Origin of the sequence: Prevotella heparinolytica (assembly GCF_002998535.1) — a bacterium.
Classification (GTDB): domain Bacteria; phylum Bacteroidota; class Bacteroidia; order Bacteroidales; family Bacteroidaceae; genus Bacteroides; species Bacteroides heparinolyticus.
In genome coordinates this window covers 991687-1010861 of the sequence record NZ_CP027234.1, presented here as the reverse complement: position 1 = coordinate 1010861, position 19175 = coordinate 991687, and the positions used below count along the sequence as shown (strand labels likewise).

Genomic DNA, 19175 nt, shown 5'->3' with positions numbered 1-19175 from the left:
GTTGTAGGCCTGCGCTTGTACAAGCGTAAGCCTACAACAAGTAAGGGGTATAATCAGAAAGGGATATAATCAACCGACAACCTTTCAGAAGTGCCCCGCATTTTGAATTATCTCCGGCAAAACATCTTGTGTTATATATCATAACTAAAAAAACATAAAGATACTTTGATACATCTCAATGAAGTTGTCATATATCGCGAGGCATACTACACCGGCAATGCCGGAATTTTATACTTCAAGAATAGCTTCTGAAATAAAAATCGTGTCAATAGGAACGTGCGAAAATCACACGGCAGGCCGAAGGCTTGCCCGTTACCATGCACTTGCCCGGTTCTTTGTCGCCGGGAAGAAAGGATTCGAACGGTATGCAACGAATGGTGGCTTTCGTCTCTTCCTTGATTTTCTCCTCCGTCTCGGTGGTACCATCCCAATGAGCCAGTACAAAACCGCCTTCTTCAATCTTCTGTTTGAATTCGTCGTAGCTGTCTGCACTGCTGATACGGCTGTTGCGATAGTCAAGGGCTTTTTTGTAGATGTTAGCCTGAATCTCTTCAAGCAAATTCTTTACGTATTCCTCGATCCCTTCGCACGAACACGTCTCTTTCTCCAGTGTGTCGCGACGCATAACCTCCATCGTATTGTTCTCCAAGTCGCGGCCACCCATCACGAGACGCACGGGTACACCTTTCACCTCATAATCGGCGAACTTGAAGCCCGGACGCTTATTGTCGGCATTGTCATACTTCACCGAGATGCCCATCGCCTTCAACTTAGATACGATGCCTGCCACCTTCTCGTCAATCTTTGCCAGCATCTCGGCATTCTTATAGATGGGCACGATGACTACCTGTATGGGGGCGAGATGTGGAGGCAATACCAGTCCGTTGTCGTCGGAATGGGTCATGATAAGAGCACCCATCAGCCGGGTAGAAACACCCCAAGAGGTAGCCCACACATATTCCAGCTTGTTCTCCTTATTGACGAACTGCACGTCGAATGCCTTGGCAAAGTTCTGTCCGAGGAAGTGGGACGTACCGCTTTGCAAGGCTTTGCCGTCCTGCATCATCGCCTCGATGGTATAAGTGTCCAGCGCACCGGCAAAACGTTCGTTAGCCGATTTCACACCTTTTACCACGGGCACCGCCATATACTTCTCGGCAAAGTCGGCATATACGTTCAGCATCTTTACCGCTTCGGCCTCGGCTTCTTCACGGGTGGCGTGTGCCGTATGCCCTTCCTGCCACAAGAACTCGGCAGTGCGGAGGAACAGTCGGGTACGCATTTCCCAACGGAACACGTTGGCCCATTGGTTGCACAAGATAGGCAAATCCCTGTATGAATTGATCCAATTCTTATAAGTATTCCAGATAATGGTTTCGGACGTGGGACGGATAATGAGCTCTTCTTCCAGCTTCGCGGCAGGGTCTACTACCACTCCACCACCATTCGGGTCGTTCTTCAGGCGATAATGCGTCACTACGGCGCACTCTTTGGCAAAACCTTCCACATGTTCCGCCTCGCGGCTGAGGAATGATTTCGGAATAAGTAAGGGGAAATAAGCATTGACGTGTCCCGTTTCCTTGAACATATCGTCCAGTTGACGCTGCATTTTCTCCCAGATAGCGTATCCGTAAGGCTTAATCACCATACAGCCGCGCACAGCCGATTGCTCTGCCAAATCGGCCTTTACCACCAACTCGTTATACCACTGAGAATAGTTCTCACTACGCTTGGTCAGGTCTTTCAATTCTACTGCCATTCTATTTTGTTTTTAAAGTTTTCGTTGATTTATCTAAACGGTCGGCAAAAATACATATTTTAAACGTAGTCTTCAAATTTACAATAAAGTTTATGTACTTGAGAGTCTGTTTAAAATTTCCTCATGCTCCACCTTCCCTTTCATTTCTTTCCATTATCTTTGTCCTCCCTAAACAGAAAAATATGGAGAAACTTCATCCGATCATGTTTGCCGGAACAGGCAGTGACGTAGGAAAGAGTATCATTGCCGCCGCCTTTTGCCGCATCTTTAAGCAAGATGGCTACCGGCCGGCACCGTTCAAGGCACAGAACATGGCTCTGAATTCTTATGCCACCCCCGATGGACTGGAGATAGGACGTGCACAAGCCGTGCAAGCCGAGGCTGCCGGCGTGCCTTGTCACACGGATATGAATCCGCTGTTGCTGAAACCGCAATCGGACCATACATCGCAGGTGGTGCTTAACGGCCGTCCCATAGGTAACCGCAATGCTTACGACTATTTCCGCAAAGAAGGGCGCGAAGAGCTTCGCAGTGAAGTCTGCGCTGCTTACAACCGCCTTGCCGCCCGCTATAATCCGGTGGTACTGGAAGGTGCAGGCAGTATCTCCGAAATCAATCTTCGGGATACAGACCTTGTGAATCTCCCAATGGCATTGCATGCCGGAGCCGATGTGATTCTTGTGGGCGACATCGACCGGGGGGGCGTATTTGCCAGTGTCTACGGTTCGCTGATGCTGCTTCAGCCTCACGAACGTCGGTGCATCAAGGGCATCCTTATCAATAAGTTTCGCGGAGATATCCGCTTGTTCGAGTCGGGTGTCAAGATGCTGGAGGAGCTTTGCGGCATCCCCGTAATAGGTGTGATTCCCTATTACAAAGATATCTATATTGAAGAAGAAGATAGTGTGGCATTGGCCTCCAAGTCGGTACGTGCCGAACAAGGAAAGGTGAACGTAGCCGTAATCCTGCTCCGGCATCTCAGTAATTTTACCGATTTCAACGTGCTTGAACGCGACCCACGCATACATCTGTTTTATACCAATAATGTGGATGAATTGTCCAAAGCCGATATCATTCTTTTGCCGGGCAGCAAGAGTACGCTCGACGACCTCTATGAACTGCGTCGCAACGGTGTGGCTGCCGCCATTATCCGCGCCCATCGCGAAGGAGCCACCGTCATGGGTATATGCGGCGGCTATCAAATGATGGGCCAAGAGGTGCTCGACCCAGAACACGTGGAAGGCGACATAGAACGTCTGCCCGGCCTCGGACTGCTGCCCGTAAGCACACGCATGACAGCAGAGAAGGTGACGAGACAGATACGACTCAGGGTAGCCGGAAAATGGAAAACGGAAAACGGAAAACAGAGAAGGGAGGAGGGATTTCCGCTATCGGGATATGAGATTCACATGGGAGCTACAGTCCCTGTGAAAGGGGCCTTCGCCTCGCCTCTGAACCTGCTGGAAGACGGTACTGCCGACGGATACTCCGTTGACGACACCTGCATGGGTACATACGTTCACGGCATACTCGATAATCCGGAGTTCATCGACTTGCTGTTGCACCGCTTTGCCGGCAAACTGTCTGCAACCACCGAAGCATTCGATTACCGTAAATTTAAAGAAGAACAATACGATAAGCTGGCCGACTACGTGCGCCGTCATGTCGACATGACGCTTGTCTACAAAATACTGACAGAAAACCATGATTGAAGGACACGGAGACGATTCATATAAATACAACCGCCCGATAACAGCCAATTTCAGTTCAAACATATACGGCAAAGCAGACTTGTCTGCCTTGAAAGCCCATCTGTGCGATTGCATCCGTGGAAGCGGCATGCAGACGCCGGGTGATTGCCTTTCGTCTTATCCCGAACCGGAACCCTATACCCTCGAAGCACGCCTTACCGCCCGCCATGGCCTTCCTGCCGATGCCGTATGCGTGACAAACGGCGCCACCGAAGCCATCTATCTCATTGCCCAGACTTTCAGAGGGACGCATACCGCTATCTTGCAGCCCACTTTCAGCGAGTATGCCGATGCCTGCCGCATGCACGGGCATCGGGTCGTATCGCTTTATCGGATTCCTGACGAAAAAGAGGATTACCTCTTGCCAAAAGAGGTACGCATGCTGTGGCTGTGCAATCCAAACAATCCCACGGGGGAAGTCGTCGGGAAAGAGCATCTGGCGAAACTCATCGAACACAATGGGCAAGTGTGCTTCGTCATCGACCAATCTTACGAACACTTCACATTGAAGCCCCTCTTCTCTCCGGCAGAGACGATGGCTTGGCCCAACGTGTTGTTGCTTCACTCCATGACCAAGCGTTATGCCGTGCCCGGTTTGCGCTTGGGCTATGTCACCGGAGCCTCCAACCTGCTGCATCGCTTGCGCACCAATCGCATGCCCTGGTCGGTGAACCGGATAGCCATCGAAGCCGGACTGTATCTATTGGAGCACGATGCTCCCGATGCTCCGGACGTTTCCACTTATCTGCAAGAAACGCGCCGTTTGCACGCTGCACTCCAAACTCTTGGAGGGCTTGAAGTGTGGGACACGGCAACCCACTTCATGCTGATACGCCTTCGTTCGGGCAAAGCCTCTGCCTTGAAAGATTTCCTTGCCGAAGCGCATGGCATCTTGATTCGCGATGCTTCCAATTTTGACGGACTGGACGAACGCTTCTTCCGCATAGCTACGCAAACACCCGAAGAGAACGATCGACTGGTGAAAGCGATAGAGCAATGGTTTGCCGAAGAATGAATCGATCCTGAAAAAGAGAATATAATTGAAGAAGAACCTCAATGCGTGTAGAAAATGGAAGAGTTATTGATTTTTTTAGGTATTTCCTTTAATTTGAATTTGCCTTTGCTCACAGCTTGGTTGGTCGATCGACTGTTGGGCGATCCGCTTTGGCTTCCACATCCCATAGTAGCTTTCGGCAAAGCTATCTCTTTTCTTGAGCATCGGATGAATCATGGTTCACATTTACGTCTGAAAGGAATGCTCGTCACGCTGTTTCTTGTAGTGGGTGTCTACTTGTTTACGCTGTTCCTGCTTCGCTTCAGTGCCCTCTATTCTTCGGGACTACTCCTAAGCCTACAAATCCTTTTGATATTCTATTGTCTGGCAGGCACTACCTTGATTCGTGAAGTCCGCATGGTATTCCGGGCTATGGATAGCTCTTTGGAGGAAGGAAGAACGCAAGTAGCCCGTATTGTAGGACGCGACACTTCCCGGCTCTCGGCACAAGAGGTACGTACGGCTGCCCTCGAAACGCTGGCCGAGAATCTCAGTGACGGGGTGGTAGCTCCTCTTTTCTGGTATCTGCTGCTGGGTGTTCCCGGCATGCTCGCCTATAAGATGGTGAATACATTGGACTCCATGATAGGCTATCGGAATGAACGTTACCGCCGCTTCGGCTGTTTTGCCGCCCGTCTGGACGATGTAGCCAATTACATTCCTGCCCGTCTGACCGCTTTTCTGATGGTACTTGTTGCCGGACGACTTTCTTTGCTTGCTTTCGTAGCTCGATATGGCAAGCAGCACGCCAGTCCCAACTCCGGCTATCCGGAAGCCGCTCTTGCAGGTATCTTGAACTGCCGTTTCGGAGGTCCTCACGATTATTTTGGCGAAGAAGTGTGGAAACCTTACATCGGAATCACCCCCCGAATGTTAACAACAGAAGATATGCGGCCGGCCATCCGTATCAACCGTCGCACGGAGGTTTTGATGATTCTGCTGGTATTCCTCTTCTCCACGTTGTTTTATTGGATTCATTGATGACAGATTCCCCTAAAACATTTAATTCAAACCTCCCTATCCCAATGCCAGTATCAGCATTTGCGCCGTGAGCACCCGCAAAAACATGGTCAACGGATAAACCGTGGCATATCCTACGGCAGGAGCATCGCAAGAGGTCAGTTCCGAAGAGTAGGCCAGTGCGGGCGGATTGGTATTCGAGCCGGAAAGCACACCGATGAGCGTAAAATAATTCAGCTTCCAGAAATAACGTCCCACCATACCGGCAATGAGCAGGGGGACTACTGTAATGATGGCTCCATAGGCAATCCATACATAACCTCCTTCATGGATAATGGTATCTACAAAACCTTTCCCTGCTCCGAGTCCCACGCACGCCAGAAAGAGTGAAATGCCTATTTCGCGTATCATCAGATTTGCGCTCATCGTAGTATAGGTTATCAGTTTGTAGCGCGGGCCGAAACGACTGATAAGGATGGAGACGATAAGCGGCCCTCCTGCCAGTCCCAGTTTCACGGGTTGCGGAATGCCGGGAAACATGAAGGGGATGCTTCCCAATATACAACCCAGTGCAATGCCCAAAAAGATGGGAATCAGATTTGGGTGGTTCAGGCGCTTCAGCGAGTTGCCCAGCACCTTCTCGGCATGCCCCATTGCAAGCTCGCTGCCCACAACCGTCACCCGGTCGCCCATCTGTAATTGCAGGTTCGGAGCAGCCACCAAGTCGACGCCCGAACGGTTCACACGCGTGATGCTGGCTCCGAAATTCTTGCGTATCTTCAGTTGCGCCAGCGACTTCCCGTTCAGTTCGGGCTTCGTGATAAGAAAACGGCGGGATATCAGTTTCTTGTCCACCTTCTCCCACTCCACCGTGATTCTTTTGCCCAGAAAGGCAATAATGGCCTCCACATCCTTGGGGTCGGCAATGAAGAGAATCTCATCCCCTACATGCAACACGGTGTCGGCACTTGCCAGTTCCGCTTCTCCGTTGCCTCCGTGATGGCGTATGCGGGAGATGACAAACGCGCGGTTCAGCAACGGTTTTGCCTCTTTTATCTTCTTGCCGTCTATGGCTTCATTGCGTATCTCCACAGAGACGGGGCTGACCGTCAGCTCCTGCTGATGTCCCAACCCGCACTCCGCTTCCGCCTCTTCCCTGCCCGCATCTATGCGAAACAGATATTTCAGCGCCAGCAGTGACAGGATGCACCCTATGACACCCAACGGATAGGCCACGGCATAGCCCAAAGCTATTTCGGGCGCATCTACTCCGGTCAGGTCGCTGTTGGCTTGTTGGGCGGCGCCCAGACCGGGAGTATTCGTCACTGCTCCGGACAGGATGCCGACCATTGTGGTAATGGGTATATCCGTAAGAAAATGAAGCAGGACGGTAGTCAGCACGCTGACGAAAACAGCCAGCACCGCCAGCATGTTCAGCGTAAGCCCACCTTTCCTGAAGGCGGAGAAAAAACCGGGTCCCACTTGCAGGCCGATGGAATATACAAAGAGAATCAGCCCGAATTCTTTCAGAAAGTGTAGCAGATGTTCGTTCAAATTCAAATTGAAATGTCCGAAAACAATGCCTACAAACAATATCCAAGTGACACCCAACGAAATGCCCGCCACTTTCACCTTTCCCAATATAATGCCGAAAGCGATGACAAGCGACAAAACAAGAACGGAATGTGCCACTCCGCCTCCCCAAAGATTGGGATAACCTTCAAAAAGATTCCTTAATAATTCCATAGTTGCTACATTGGTTATATAAATGGTAAAACAATCAATAATCGGGCTTTGAGATCTTTTTAAAAGTATCCCCACAGAAATCACTTCTCCGGGGATACGCACTTTACACATTGAAACAGCTATTTATATGGGCATATTGCCGTGTTTTAGCTTAGTCCGATACAACTGCCGGCACATACATGCCCCGACAATGCACTGCGTCATAGGCATACCTTGTCACAAGCATACCTCTTCCAGATCCGAATGTCGACTATTTGTTTTTTACGCGCTGTCTTCCTAATCCCACGAGCAAAGGCAGCATTTAACGAATGGCAGGTCTTCTGACTGACTCCTAATCTTGAAGCCTTCCCGATACATACAGCGCACGTATCAGTGGCAAAGGTTCTTTTCAAGATTTCAACAGAGCTTCACAGCAGCGGGACTGTCCGGGATTTGCACCCGATTCCCTTTTAATCCGAATGACGGAAACGTTCATCCGAAACCAATTCAGGCACAAAGATAATGGAAATCGGAAGCAATACAAAAAAACGGCCGTTTTTTTTCGAAAGCGACCGGCTCGTCTCATCGACAAAGGTTCCTTCATGCGTGTTTTTATCTATTTTATTTTACAAAACAGACGGAAACCCCGATGGCTTTCCAACACAACTTATTTCAGTCACTGAGTGAATGTGATTCAGTCGGCGACTGAAACCATTTGAGTCAGGGACTGAAACCATTTCAGTCGCCGACTGATTCCACCCCCTCTCAGAAGTACTTCTGAGAGGGGTAAAAGAAGAAACAGGAAAGACATAAAGCATCGACACGTCATGATAAAAAAACATGACTCATAGAGCATCTGTCGTAAAGCTATACAGGGCTATCCTGAAATCATGCCAAGAGCACCGCAATCAGAAGAAAGCATTAGTGAATTAAAAAAGAAAGCATCCGATAGTGTTTTTTTTCTTATCTTTGCTGCCGATTTTGGTTCGCATCCTCCATTCCATAAGAGAGAAATGCGATGAAAAGGGAATCAGGTGCAAATCCTGAACAGACCCGCTGCTGTAAGTCCTTTCGATATCTTTGAGTATTCTGCAAGCCACTGTCTTCAAAAAAGGGATGGGAAGGCATTCAAAGAGGGACAAGTCAGAAGACCTGCCAAGACGATATGGTTTTTGTGCTTTCGGGGGAATAAAGCCGCAAAACATCGAGTCGAGGTATTCCTACCTATATCGATACAAGGAATCTTTCTCTTTGTTTTTCTTCTCTCCGTGAAAGCAAGTTTACGAATGCTTAAAGGAATCGGAATGAGAATTACCGCATATCTGTCATTGATACTCATCATGCTGCTGCCTGCATATATGGCGGCGCAGAATAAAGCCACCCTGTCCGGGAAAGTTGCAGACCGGAACGGAACCCCCATCGCTCAAGCCACCATTGCCATCGAGGGAACAACGTCCGGAACTTATACGGACGACCGCGGCAGGTATTCACTGCAAGTGCCTCCGGGGAGACATACATTTGTCGTCTCTTTTTTGGGCTACCGCACCGTGAAGCAGTCGCTCGACATCCGGCAGGACAAAAGGCTCAATTTCACATTGCAGGAAAGTGCCGTGGCGCTGAACACCGTAGAAGTCTATGGCAAAACCCAAACGCAAAAAATCAAGGAAGGGGCTTTCACCGTCAATGCGCTCGACGTGAAATCAACGGTAAATTCGTTGAATAACCTTAATAATCTGGTGAACCGTACAACAGGCATCAAGGTCAGAGAGGAAGGCGGGGTCGGTTCGGATTTCGACCTCTCCATCAACGGGATGTCCGGCAATTCCATTCGCTATTTCTTGGACGGAATGCCGTTGGATGCAAAAGGAAGCGGTGTTTCATTGGCAAATTTGCCGGTCAATATCATCGACAGAATCGAAATATACAAAGGAGTGGTTCCGGCAGTTTTAGGAACCGACGCGTTGGGTGGCGCCATCCATATCATCACGAAGCAGGAAAAGAAACATTTTCTGGACGCTTCTTACAGCATCGGCTCTTTCCATAGCCACCGAGCCGATCTGAACGCGCAAATTGTAGAACCGAAGACGGGGCTTATCATCAGGTCCACCGTGGGTGTGAACTATTCGAAGAACGATTATCGGATGAAAAACGTAGAGATGCGCGACGAAAGCGGAGAAAACTTCATCATCGGCAACCCCAAACGTTTTCACGACGCCTACTTCTCTCTGTGGGGACAGATAGAAGCCGGAGTAACCGGAAAAAAATGGGCTGACGAGTTCTTCGTTTCCGCCTCTTACTCCAAAACAGACAAGGAATTGCAAACCGGCTCCGTACAGAATAAGGTGTACGGAATGGCCGAAAGAAAATCGGATGCATGGAACATAGCGGCACGCTACCGCAAACAACACTTCATCCTGAGAAACATGCAGTTGAGCGCCTCCCTCTCTCGCACTTGGGATCATTCTCTGACCGTCGACACCGCCTACCGCAAGTATTACTGGGATGGCGGCTACATCGTGACCCAGCGCAACGAGATTATGGGCAAACAACCTTCCATGCGCCATTACAAAAGACCTCTGACCATTGTGCGTACCAACCTCGATTATCGGCTGAACGACCGCCATAACCTAAACCTCAACTATCACCTGATCCGAATCGGAAACGACCGGTACGACGAAACGGACGAAGAATTCAAACCTTCAAACGATGTCGTGACCAAACACATCATAGCCCTTTCTTACAACCAACTGCTGTTTGATGGAAAAATGAGCAATGTGTTCTTTGTAAAAGATTATATCAACCACCCGAACATCCGACAGACCGACCAGCCCAGTGTCACAGGTTCCGGAAAAGTGCAAGGCGCCACCACCCGGAACTATATAGGTTACGGAGCCGGAACAAGGTATACCGTGGCCGAACCTTTGTCCGTCAAAGCATCCTACGAACACAGCGTAAGGTTGCCGGTGGCCCGCGAACTGCTTGGAAACGGCACTACCATCTATGCCAACGTAGCTTTGAAACCCGAAAGCAGCGACAACCTCAATGTCGCACTTTTCGGCACATGGCATCCCTATGCCGGACATACGGTTTATTACGAAGCCGGCGCTTTTCTGCGAAACGTAAACAACTATATCCAAACCACCATAACCGAAAAAGAGGGAACGATGCAATACACCAACGTTCCGGCAGTACATATCAAAGGGCTGGAAGGAGAAGTGCGCTATGACTGGCAGTCCAAGCTCCGGCTCGCCGCCAATATCAGCTATCAGGACGCACGCGATCAGCAAAAGCTGAAGAGCGACGGGAAACCCTCGGCCACCTACAACAACCGTGTGCCCAACCGCCCGTGGCTGTTCGGCAGCGCCGAAGCCTCTTATACTTTCAGCAATCCCTTGTTGCCTCACGGCAAGCTGCGCCTGAACTGTACTTATCAGTGGGTGCATTGGTATTTCCTTACTTGGGAAGCCTACGGAAGTCACGAAAACAAAGCCCGTATCCCCACCCAGCATATTTGTAACGCCGACGTCACTTACTCATGGAATCGCGGACGCTACAACATAGCCTTGGAATGCAGCAACTTCCTGAACCAGACAGCCTACGACAATTACAAGCTGCAAAAACCGGGACGAGCCTTTATGGCCAAGTTCAGGCTCTTCATCGAGTGATGCGGACAAACCATACCGAGCAGATAAATCAATAAATCGTTTAAACCAATAAAACAGTAAACAGTATGAAAAAGATCAGATTCTCACTTCTTGCCTTTATGGCAGCCGTGACAGTATTCTCATTCACAGCTTGCTCTGACGACAAACCGGAAGCCACTCCCGATGTACCGACAATCGACGAAGGAAAATATCACTTCGACCTCTTCGTCACTGTCGATAAACATGGCGGCATGAGCAGCAAAAACACGACGATTGTCAACAGCACTGCTTCGCTGGCTGCCGACAAGGGTGTCATCACCATCAAAAGAGAGGGAGCCGAACTCAACGACTTCTCCATGGAGTCCATCTCCAAAGGAAAATACTATTACCAGATTCCTTCCACTGCCGACCGCTTCGTGAAGTATCAAATCAAGAACAACTCCGTTCAAACCGTCAAAGAGCGTCCGTTCAAGACCAATACCTACAAAGTACGCTCATATACGCACGCGTGGCTGAACGACAACACACTCGTCATCATGTCCGCCAACGGAAAAGCCGACAAAATCATCTGGACCAAACTGAATACCGACGACATGAGCATATCGGGCGAAGGCACGCTGAAGCTCTCTCTGCCCGCATCCATTTTGGAGGGGGAAGAAACCAAGAAGTTCACCACATCGGGCATTCTTACCTATAATGAAAAGGCAGGCAAACTCTACTATTTCTACTTCGGAAAAAACGGAGCTTCAGGGGCAAGCGGCAAAGCCACCACAAACTTCTATACCGCCGTTCTCAATCCCGAAACAATGGCCGTAGAAAGCAACAAGATGAACACCAAAGCACACGAAATGGCAGGAAGCGCCTACGGAGAGCTGATGCAGAACTGCGTGATGTATGATGAAAACGGCAACCTCTATCTGGCTGCATTCAATAACATCGGCAAAGTGGAAGAGGGTTGTTTGCTGCGTATCAAGAAAGGCGAAAGCGACATCGACCCTACATACAACGGCTATAAGAACACGGAAGGCAAACTGCTCACCGTTCAATATCTGGGAGGCAACAAAGCATTGGCGTATGTCCGCAACGACTCTCAAGGCACGAAAATCGACTCTTACAGCCATTATTACGTGATTGTGAACCTCTCCACCGGACAAAGCGAACGCCTGAAATACAACGGAAAAGAAATTGCATATAGCGGCGGCCGCTTCTCGCAGCGTTCCGTTATCTTCAACAACAAGGCCTACATCGGCGTGAACACGAAGGACGACGCCAACTCCATCATCTACATTTACGACATCAAGACCGGCAGTGTAGAAAAAGGTGCGGAAGTAGACGGAAGCTTCTTCTTCGATATGATACGTGTCATCGAGAACGATTGACTCTCTTTTAACATCACCCTGACAACAGTCTGTTCAATCCTATGAAACATAGTGTAATCACTCTATTTCTCAGTGCACTCTCCCTCCTCTGCCATGCGCACGAGGGAGACCACTACGAACACAGCGACATGCTGGCAAGCATGAAACCCGGCGAAAAGGCCGCCCTGCTCATGGTTCATTTCGGCACTACGCACGACGACACGCGCGCACTTACCATCGATGCCATCAACGCCCAAGCGCAAGCGGCGTTTCCCGAACCGGCATTCCGCGAAGCATATACATCGCGCATCATCATCCGCCGCCTCAAGGAACGCGGAATCGAAAAGAACACGCCTTTGGACGCGCTGTTGAAATTGCGTGCAGAAGGCTATACCCACGTCATCGTACAAAGCACCAACATCATCGACGGAGTTGAAATGGAATCGCTCCGCCGCGATGTGGAAACCGTGTTGCCATTCTTTAAGGAGATACGGGTAGGCACTCCCCTGCTCTATTCCGTAGAAGATGCCGAAAAGGTGGTGGAAATATTGGGACGCCGCCTCAAGGCAACGCTTCCCGAAAAGGAAGCCGCCAAAGAGCACTTCGTTCTTGTAGGCCACGGCACTTACACTCCCAGTACCGCCGCTTACAGCCAGATAGACTATATGCTGAAAGCCGGCGGACTGACAAATTTCCATGTGGGCACCATCGAAGGATACCCCACTTTCCGCACCGTGCTGGCACAACTGAAGGCGGCAAAAGCCAAACGCGTGACCCTCGTTCCCTTCATGTTCGTTGCAGGCGACCATGCCAAGAACGACATTGCCGGCGAGTGGAAAGAAATGCTCGAAAAAGAAGGCTTCACCGTCAATGTACGTCTCGAAGGCTTGGGACAAATGCCCGAGATACAAGAGACATTCATCGGGCACATCCGTTTCGGGCTGAAGCACCGCATGCCCGGCATCATGGAAAAGAAAGCGGCCTATGCTGCCGGAAAGGATGTGGAATAATACCTGGCATCAGGTATTCAAAGTTTCCGAATCATCTTGTACCTTTGCAAAAAATCCGGCCGAAATGAATATGATTACCCGACTGATGTACACCATTCACAGGCTGCTGGGCACTTTGCTCTGCATCCTGTTCCTTATATGGTTCGTCTCCGCCTTTGTGATGATGTACCACCGTTTTCCCCGTGTCAGTGCCAAAGAGAAATTGCTCAGGCTGGAGCAACTTTCGGCAACCGCCGATTCGTTGCCCGACATCGCGTCCGTCATGGCACGCCTCCCCCACGGAGAGAAAGTAAAGAAGCTCACGCTGGAACGCTCTTTGGGACAAACCGTTTTCCACATCCGCACCGATAAAGGCACCCGCCGTCTGCTGCCTGCTCCCTCCGACTCCTTGCAGCCAACGGACTACGGACACATTTGCCGTACAGCTTCCTTGTGGTGCGACGCCCCCATTGCCCGCATCGACACCTTGCAGTCGTTAGATCAGTGGATACCCTTCGGCGAATTGAAAAAAGAGATGCCCATCTATAAGATACACTTTGCCGATGATGGCCGCACACAGCTATATCTGAGTTCCCGAAACGGCGAAGTGCTGCAATTGTCCGACAAAAGCCAACGTTTCTGGGCATGGTTGGGAGCCATTCCCCATTGGGTGTACTTCACCCGGCTCAGACAAAACGCCGAACTATGGAGCAAGACGGTCATCTGGTTATCGGGACTGGGCTGCCTGATGCTCGTTGCCGGCATCTGGGGCACGGCAGACGTATGGCGCAAAACACGCCGCAACCGTCGTCGGCTCTTTTCCCCCTACCGCAAAAGGTGGTATCACTGGCATTACGTCAGCGGCATCTTTTTCGGCGTCTTCGTCCTTACGTTTACCTTTAGCGGCATGATGTCCGTGGCCGACATTCCCGAATGGATTCATAAGCCTGCCTTCAAAGGCAATCCCGTGCATGCGCTTCGTGCCCGTGCTCCTAAACCTGAGGCCTATCCGCTCGATTACCGGACGCTCATCGCCGTCCATCCCGAAACAAAGCAGATAGAATGGAGCAATTTTCGCGACCATCCTTATTATATTATAAGAAACGAAACCACGGAGCAATACATCGACGCAACCGACACGCTGCCGCACCCCCTTCTGCTTACCGAAAAAGAAATCCGAAACGGAGTGGAGAGCATATATGCCGCCGACAGCATTTTCCGGCATCACCCTGCGCAAATGCGCATGACACGGCTCGAGCGGTTCGAGACCTACTACCGCGACATGACCGGCATGTATCGCGAGCGTCCCCAACTGCCTGTATGGAAAGTGGCTGTAAACGATCCCGACCGGAGCGTCTACTACATCCACCCCGAAACCGGCATTGTCCGCTACGTCGACACCTCCTCGCGCTGGCGATACTGGTGCTATACCGCTTTGCACCGCATGCGTCTGCCGGGGCTGAACTCCAACGCCACCTTGCGCAAAACCGTGCTCTGGATATTGCTGCTCGGAGGCACGGCAGTTTCCGTCACGGGCATGGCACTGAGTGTGAATTATGTGCGAAGAAAATACCGTGCGTTCAGACGTTAAAAGCGGTGATTAGCGGTTAGCGCTGCCGTCGCCTCCACCAGCCTGTACCTGCGGCACACTTCCAGTATGATTCTCTGCGGGATGCCCGCCACCATCGGCCGTGTCGTTCCGTCTTCGCCGGTCACGTGCCGCAACGGCAGTTGAGGGTATATGGCGTGCAATATCAAGGCCGAGCGGTCGTATGCCGTGGGTGCCCCGCCCCTCATGTCGATGTTTATAAGGCAACTCTTGCGGAACTCCGCCGCTTCCTGCATTCTTTTGCTGATTCGATAAGATTTCATGGATAATGGTGTGGTTAGTGGGGAAGAGGTCAAGGGCACGGGCCACATGGTCGTCATGGGTTCTCCTATTAAACGCGTCGTATTTTATTTCCCATATGGTTTTCCGTGCCCCATATCCCGATTTGGGGTGTTATTCTTTTCCGGCGTCTGATCTCCGACGTCTAAAATCCAAAGATTAGCCTAACGGGTTCTCCCCTTGCCCGCCGGAGCCGCTGCCTCCACCCGAGCCGCTTCCCGAGCCGCTGCCACTGCCGCCCGGTGCAGGCGCCGACAGTCCTTTGGCCTTGCGGTAGTCGGCCATCGAAGCATAGTTGATTTTGTTTTCCAGCACGCCGCCGTCCTCGAAGCGGAGGTCGCGGATGATGCTGTCGCGAAGCTCTTTGGCGGGGACAAACATCACGCGGGGCGACTTGATCATCGTTCCCACATTGAAATCCTCTATTTTCTTCGTGCCCGCACTCTTAAAGGTGATGCGGAACGTGCCCAACCCCGGCACGTTCACCGTGTGCCCCTGCTGGAGCTGTTGCGGGATGAAAGCCGCCAGCAGCTCCATGGCCGACTCCAGTTCGATGGGCGCCGTGGTGGTGTTTGCTGTTGCGGCACGGGTCAGGGCTTTGGGCGACAAAGGCCTTGCACTGTTGGGAACGGCATACCACTTTGCCGGTTCGTCTTTCTTCATCGGGTGCTTCTTCTGCACCAATTTGTAACTGATACTCATACTGATAAAAGTTTTAATTAATAATTAATTGATAATAACTCACAATCGGCGTGTAAACGCCCTTTCTTCTTAATTCGTTCAAACGACCGCAAGGAAGGCGCTCGTCTCACCGCAGTCTCATCGCCCGCCTCACCGCAGTCTCATCGCCCGCCTCACCGCAGTCTCATCGCCCGTCTCACCGCAGTCTCATCGCTCGTCTCACCGCAGTCTCATCGCCCGCCTCACCGCAGTCTCATCGCCCGCCTCACCGCAGTCTCATCGCCCGCCTCACCGCAGTCTCATCGCCCGTCTCACCGCAGTCTCATCGCCCGCCTCACCGCAGTCTCATCGCCCGCCTCACCGCAGTCTCATCGCTCGTCTCACCGCAGTCTCATCGCCCGCCTCACCGCAGTCTCATCGCCCGCCTCACCGCAGTCTCGTCACCCGTCTCACCGCAGTCTCGTCACCGGCCCCGATAGCATCAAGTCCCGTTCCGCCCTTTCCTCCCGTGTCAGGCCCGGCATCCGGCGGTCGTCCGCCCGCACCGGTTTCCGTGTGCGGCCGAACCGTTTTTTCAGCACTATCTTCCGATAGTCGCCCTCGATGCGGAAGAACCTCTTCAGCGGCGACTTCCCGAAGAGCCTTTCCGCCAGCCTGTGCGCCCTGAACTGCCGCAGGTAGCCGCAATACGAGTTCGCTACCGACAGCATCCGCTCCAGCTCGTGGGGCGGCGGCGTCTTGGCGTCCTTGCAGCGACCCTCCACTTCGGCCAGCCGTTCGCGCATCAGGCGCACGGTGCGTTTCGACGGATAGCGGCGGTGGGGCTTCACGCAGGCACCCAGAAAGCGTATCCCCCTCGTGCAGGGTTGCAGCTCCGTCTTGTGCGGGTGCAGCTCCAGCCGCAGCTCGTTGCGCAGGAACGTGCGCAGCAACGGCACAAGGCCCAGCAAGCGGCTCCGGTGGCGGCCCACGATGTAGAAGTCGTCCACATACCGCCCGTAGTGCCGGCAGCCCAACCTACGCTTCACATACTCGTCCAGCCGTCCAAGGAAGATGTTGCTGAAGAGCTGCGAGGTCAGGTCGCCTATGGGCAGCCCCGTGCCCGGCGCCGAGCTGAACAGGCTTTTCGACGGCGGCAGGCCTTCGCGCTCTTCCGGCCGGCCGTGCATCAGGCAGTCCGCCGTGGGGTCTCTGAAGAGGATGCTCCGCAGCAGGAAGTCCGTCAGTCCGGGGTCGGGCATGCGTCGTTCGTCCCGTTTGCGGGCAAAGCGTTTCAGGTCGTCCGTGATGATGTCATACAGCAGCTTCTTGTCTATGCTCATGAAGTAGCCCTTCAGGTCCATCTTCAGGATGTAGGCCTTCCGGCGGTAGTTGTCCGTGCAGCTGCGTATATGGTGCTCTATCCGCTCTATTCCCATGCGTGTGCCCTTCTTCTTGCGGCACGAATAGCTGTCGTATATCATCCGCTTGTCGAACAACGGCGCCAGATAGCCCGCCAGCAGGTGGTGCACCACCCTGTCGCGGAACTGCGAGGCAAACACCTCCCGCTTCACCGGCCGGTGCACGATGAAGCAGATGCACGGCTTGGGCCGGTACGTCCTGTCGCGTATCTCCTCATACAGTTCTATCAGGTTGTGCTCCAAGTCCATCTCGAAAGCCAACTGTCCGCGCGTGTTCCGTTTGTTCTTCCGCGCCTCGAAGTAAGCCCTGAAAAGGTCTGTCAGCAGATGCCCCTCGTGCCTCTTCGCCTGTTTCTCTCCCGTCTTGTTTTTCCGGCGCGGATTGCGCGGATGCTTCATTTCTCCAGTCTCTCTCATCTCCTGTTCACTAATCGTTAACCGTTAATCGCCGACCACCGCCCTCTTCCTGCAAAGGTTGGTAAATTCTTGGGCCGCCCTCACCCCGAAGCCGTTGCTCCGATTGTTGTTGTTCAGCGGGTTCACGTTGCCCGGGTTGAAGTTCAGGTTCCTCCCGTTGTTCGTGTTGTTCGGCCCCGCCGTCCAATAGTAGGCGTTGCTCCCCACGTTGTAGGGCACTGCGGAATTGTTGTTCCGATAGCCCGAAGCGGGGAAAAAAGAGTGACCGCTCTCTAAATGCCGGGGGGAATCCGTGGCCCGGAAGCCCCTCGTCAGATTTGGTTTGTCATTACTGCCGGATGCACGGCGCGGAACCCGGCCTGCAGCCTTGCCCGCCGCGACTTTCTTACTCCGGCAGTGGGTCACTGAATTTACCGGACACACTCTGCGGAACCCCTTTGTATGGAGTAACCCGCCGACTCCGGTCCGTTCTTCTTTGTTGCATACCCGTGCCACGCCGCAAGCTGCTTCGACAGGTTTTCCGCCTGTTCGCTCATCCTTGCATACAGTCTCACGCTGATGTGGTGCAGGTCGTACAGCAGGCGCAGGCGCACCTTCGTGCTCACTGTCAGCTCGCGTGCCGCCTCTATGTGCCGGCATTTGTCCGTGGTGGCGTTGGCCTTGTATATCAGCACTATCATCTCCATCAGTTCGTTCTTCAAGGTCTCCACCAACGTGAACTTCACGTCGCGCGGCACGTGCCCCATCTCGCGGTATATGCATTGCAGCAAGTCGTAGGCCGCTTTATACACGGGCAGGTGGTCGTAGTTTGCCATAATCTTCCGCCTTTCGCCCTCAGCCTTCGGCCAGCCTTTTTTTCAGCTCGGCCACAAACAGCATGCACTCCATCGGCGTGCGTCCGGCCAAGTCGAAGAGGCGGAGGCGTTCGGCAACCACCCTCTCGGCCGGCATCACTGCCGTTGCCTCACCCTCTTTCCTTTCCCCGCCGTCGCTTCCCCCCTCCTTTGGGGCAGGAACCGGGGCGGGGGTTTTGGGGGCCGCCCGGGGCGGTTGCAGGGGCAGGGCCTTTTTCCATGCCTCGAAGCCCTGCGGGTCGATGCGCGCCGGCGCTTTCAGCACCAGCCTCTCTTCCGTCTCTTCCACCCGTTCCAGCCCGCCGATGAATTTTGCGTCTCCGCTCTGCGGGAAGCCCACCGACACCATCTCGCCGCCAACAACCTTCAGAAACCTTTTTGTCGTCTTCAGCGGGTGCACCTGCGTGCACAGCGCATAGGCCGAACATTCGTAGGCTTTGCGGAAAAGCCCCTCGCGATACAGGATGATGCGGCCGGTGTTGTCACGCTCCGCATCCATAAAGTCACGACTTGTATATCCCATAATAGTTACGTATGAAGTGAAAAACTAAAAATAATTTTCGACCGGCTTCGCCGGTATGTGTGCTCCTGCGGCTGCAAGCCGCAGGAGAATAAAACAAATGAAACAAATGAAACCGACACGGTCGCTTCGCTCCCTTTTTATTCTTGGGCCGCCCTCACCCCGAAGCCGTAGC

Annotated in this window: 15 protein-coding genes and 2 riboswitches; of the genes, 7 read left to right on the top strand and 8 right to left on the bottom strand. The window is 52.4% G+C overall.

Annotation, left to right across the window (positions count from 1 at the left end; all coding sequences use genetic code 11):
- Nucleotides 1–265: 265 nt before the first annotated feature.
- Nucleotides 266–1759 carry a proline--tRNA ligase gene (gene proS, locus C3V43_RS04185; protein WP_106068731.1) on the bottom strand — a complete coding sequence of 498 codons (1494 nt, stop codon included), beginning with the start codon at nt 1757–1759 and terminating at the stop codon, nt 266–268.
- 182 nt (nt 1760–1941) lie between these two features.
- Between proS and C3V43_RS04180 the strand changes: the two genes are divergently transcribed.
- From C3V43_RS04180 to cbiB, 3 genes are read left to right on the top strand one after another with little or no spacing between them, the layout of a single operon-like run.
- Nucleotides 1942–3471, top strand: coding sequence for a cobyric acid synthase (locus tag C3V43_RS04180; RefSeq protein WP_106068730.1), 1530 nt, complete (start codon nt 1942–1944; stop codon nt 3469–3471).
- The gene (locus tag C3V43_RS04175) at nt 3464–4525 is read left to right on the top strand and encodes a threonine-phosphate decarboxylase (RefSeq protein WP_106068729.1); all 1062 of its coding nucleotides are present in this window, start codon (nt 3464–3466) and stop codon (nt 4523–4525) included. The genes C3V43_RS04180 and C3V43_RS04175 overlap by 8 nt, the downstream gene beginning before the upstream one ends.
- Nucleotides 4526–4579: 54 nt before the next feature.
- Nucleotides 4580–5545 carry an adenosylcobinamide-phosphate synthase CbiB gene (gene cbiB / locus C3V43_RS04170; protein WP_106068728.1) on the top strand — a complete coding sequence of 322 codons (966 nt, stop codon included), beginning with the start codon at nt 4580–4582 and terminating at the stop codon, nt 5543–5545.
- A 36-nt stretch (nt 5546–5581) separates the two neighbouring features.
- Here the strand turns inward: cbiB and C3V43_RS04165 are convergent, their stop codons facing one another.
- Nucleotides 5582–7270 (bottom strand): putative transporter, encoded by a 1689-nt coding sequence (locus C3V43_RS04165; RefSeq protein ID WP_106068727.1) that lies wholly within the window; start codon nt 7268–7270, stop codon nt 5582–5584.
- Nucleotides 7271–7563: 293 nt separating this feature from the next.
- A riboswitch (cobalamin riboswitch) is annotated at nt 7564–7771 on the bottom strand.
- Nucleotides 7772–8214: 443 nt separating this feature from the next.
- Nucleotides 8215–8423: riboswitch (cobalamin riboswitch) on the top strand.
- Between the two features lie 130 nt (nt 8424–8553).
- Between C3V43_RS04165 and C3V43_RS04160 the strand changes: the two genes are divergently transcribed.
- The 4 genes from C3V43_RS04160 to C3V43_RS04145 all read left to right on the top strand — a co-directional run bounded on the left by C3V43_RS04160 (nt 8554) and on the right by C3V43_RS04145 (nt 14831).
- Entirely contained in the window at nt 8554–10914 is a 2361-nt protein-coding gene (locus C3V43_RS04160; protein WP_106070454.1) for a TonB-dependent receptor, read from the top strand.
- A 65-nt stretch (nt 10915–10979) separates the two neighbouring features.
- Nucleotides 10980–12272, top strand: coding sequence for a DUF4374 domain-containing protein (locus C3V43_RS04155; protein ID WP_106068726.1), 1293 nt, complete (start codon nt 10980–10982; stop codon nt 12270–12272).
- Between the two features lie 41 nt (nt 12273–12313).
- Nucleotides 12314–13261, top strand: a complete 948-nt coding sequence (locus tag C3V43_RS04150) for a sirohydrochlorin cobaltochelatase (RefSeq protein ID WP_106068725.1) — start codon at nt 12314–12316, stop codon at nt 13259–13261.
- 64 nt (nt 13262–13325) lie between these two features.
- A complete protein-coding gene (locus C3V43_RS04145) occupies nt 13326–14831 on the top strand; it encodes a PepSY domain-containing protein (RefSeq protein ID WP_106070453.1) in 1506 nt (501 codons plus the stop codon).
- Here C3V43_RS04145 and C3V43_RS04140 read toward each other — a convergent pair.
- The 6 genes from C3V43_RS04140 to C3V43_RS04115 all read right to left on the bottom strand — a co-directional run bounded on the left by C3V43_RS04140 (nt 14828) and on the right by C3V43_RS04115 (nt 19003).
- Nucleotides 14828–15112, bottom strand: coding sequence for a hypothetical protein (locus C3V43_RS04140; RefSeq protein ID WP_106068724.1), 285 nt, complete (start codon nt 15110–15112; stop codon nt 14828–14830). The two genes, C3V43_RS04145 and C3V43_RS04140, sit on opposite strands and share 4 nt — an antisense overlap.
- A 175-nt stretch (nt 15113–15287) precedes the next feature.
- Complete coding sequence (locus C3V43_RS04135; protein WP_106068723.1) at nt 15288–15830, bottom strand: HU family DNA-binding protein; 543 nt, start codon at nt 15828–15830, stop codon at nt 15288–15290.
- A 428-nt stretch (nt 15831–16258) separates the two neighbouring features.
- Nucleotides 16259–17608 (bottom strand): RNA-directed DNA polymerase, encoded by a 1350-nt coding sequence (locus C3V43_RS04130; protein WP_164996215.1) that lies wholly within the window; start codon nt 17606–17608, stop codon nt 16259–16261.
- A gap of 42 nt (nt 17609–17650) precedes the next feature.
- The gene (locus C3V43_RS14660; RefSeq protein WP_129588726.1) at nt 17651–18049 is read right to left on the bottom strand and encodes a hypothetical protein; all 399 of its coding nucleotides are present in this window, start codon (nt 18047–18049) and stop codon (nt 17651–17653) included.
- Complete coding sequence (locus C3V43_RS04120; RefSeq protein WP_106068721.1) at nt 18037–18441, bottom strand: four helix bundle protein; 405 nt, start codon at nt 18439–18441, stop codon at nt 18037–18039. Before C3V43_RS04120 ends, C3V43_RS14660 begins: the two co-directional genes overlap by 13 nt.
- Nucleotides 18442–18460: 19 nt before the next feature.
- On the bottom strand, nt 18461–19003 hold the full coding sequence (locus C3V43_RS04115; protein ID WP_106068720.1) for a hypothetical protein: 543 nt from the start codon (nt 19001–19003) through the stop codon (nt 18461–18463).
- Between the last annotated feature and the right edge of the window lie 172 nt (nt 19004–19175).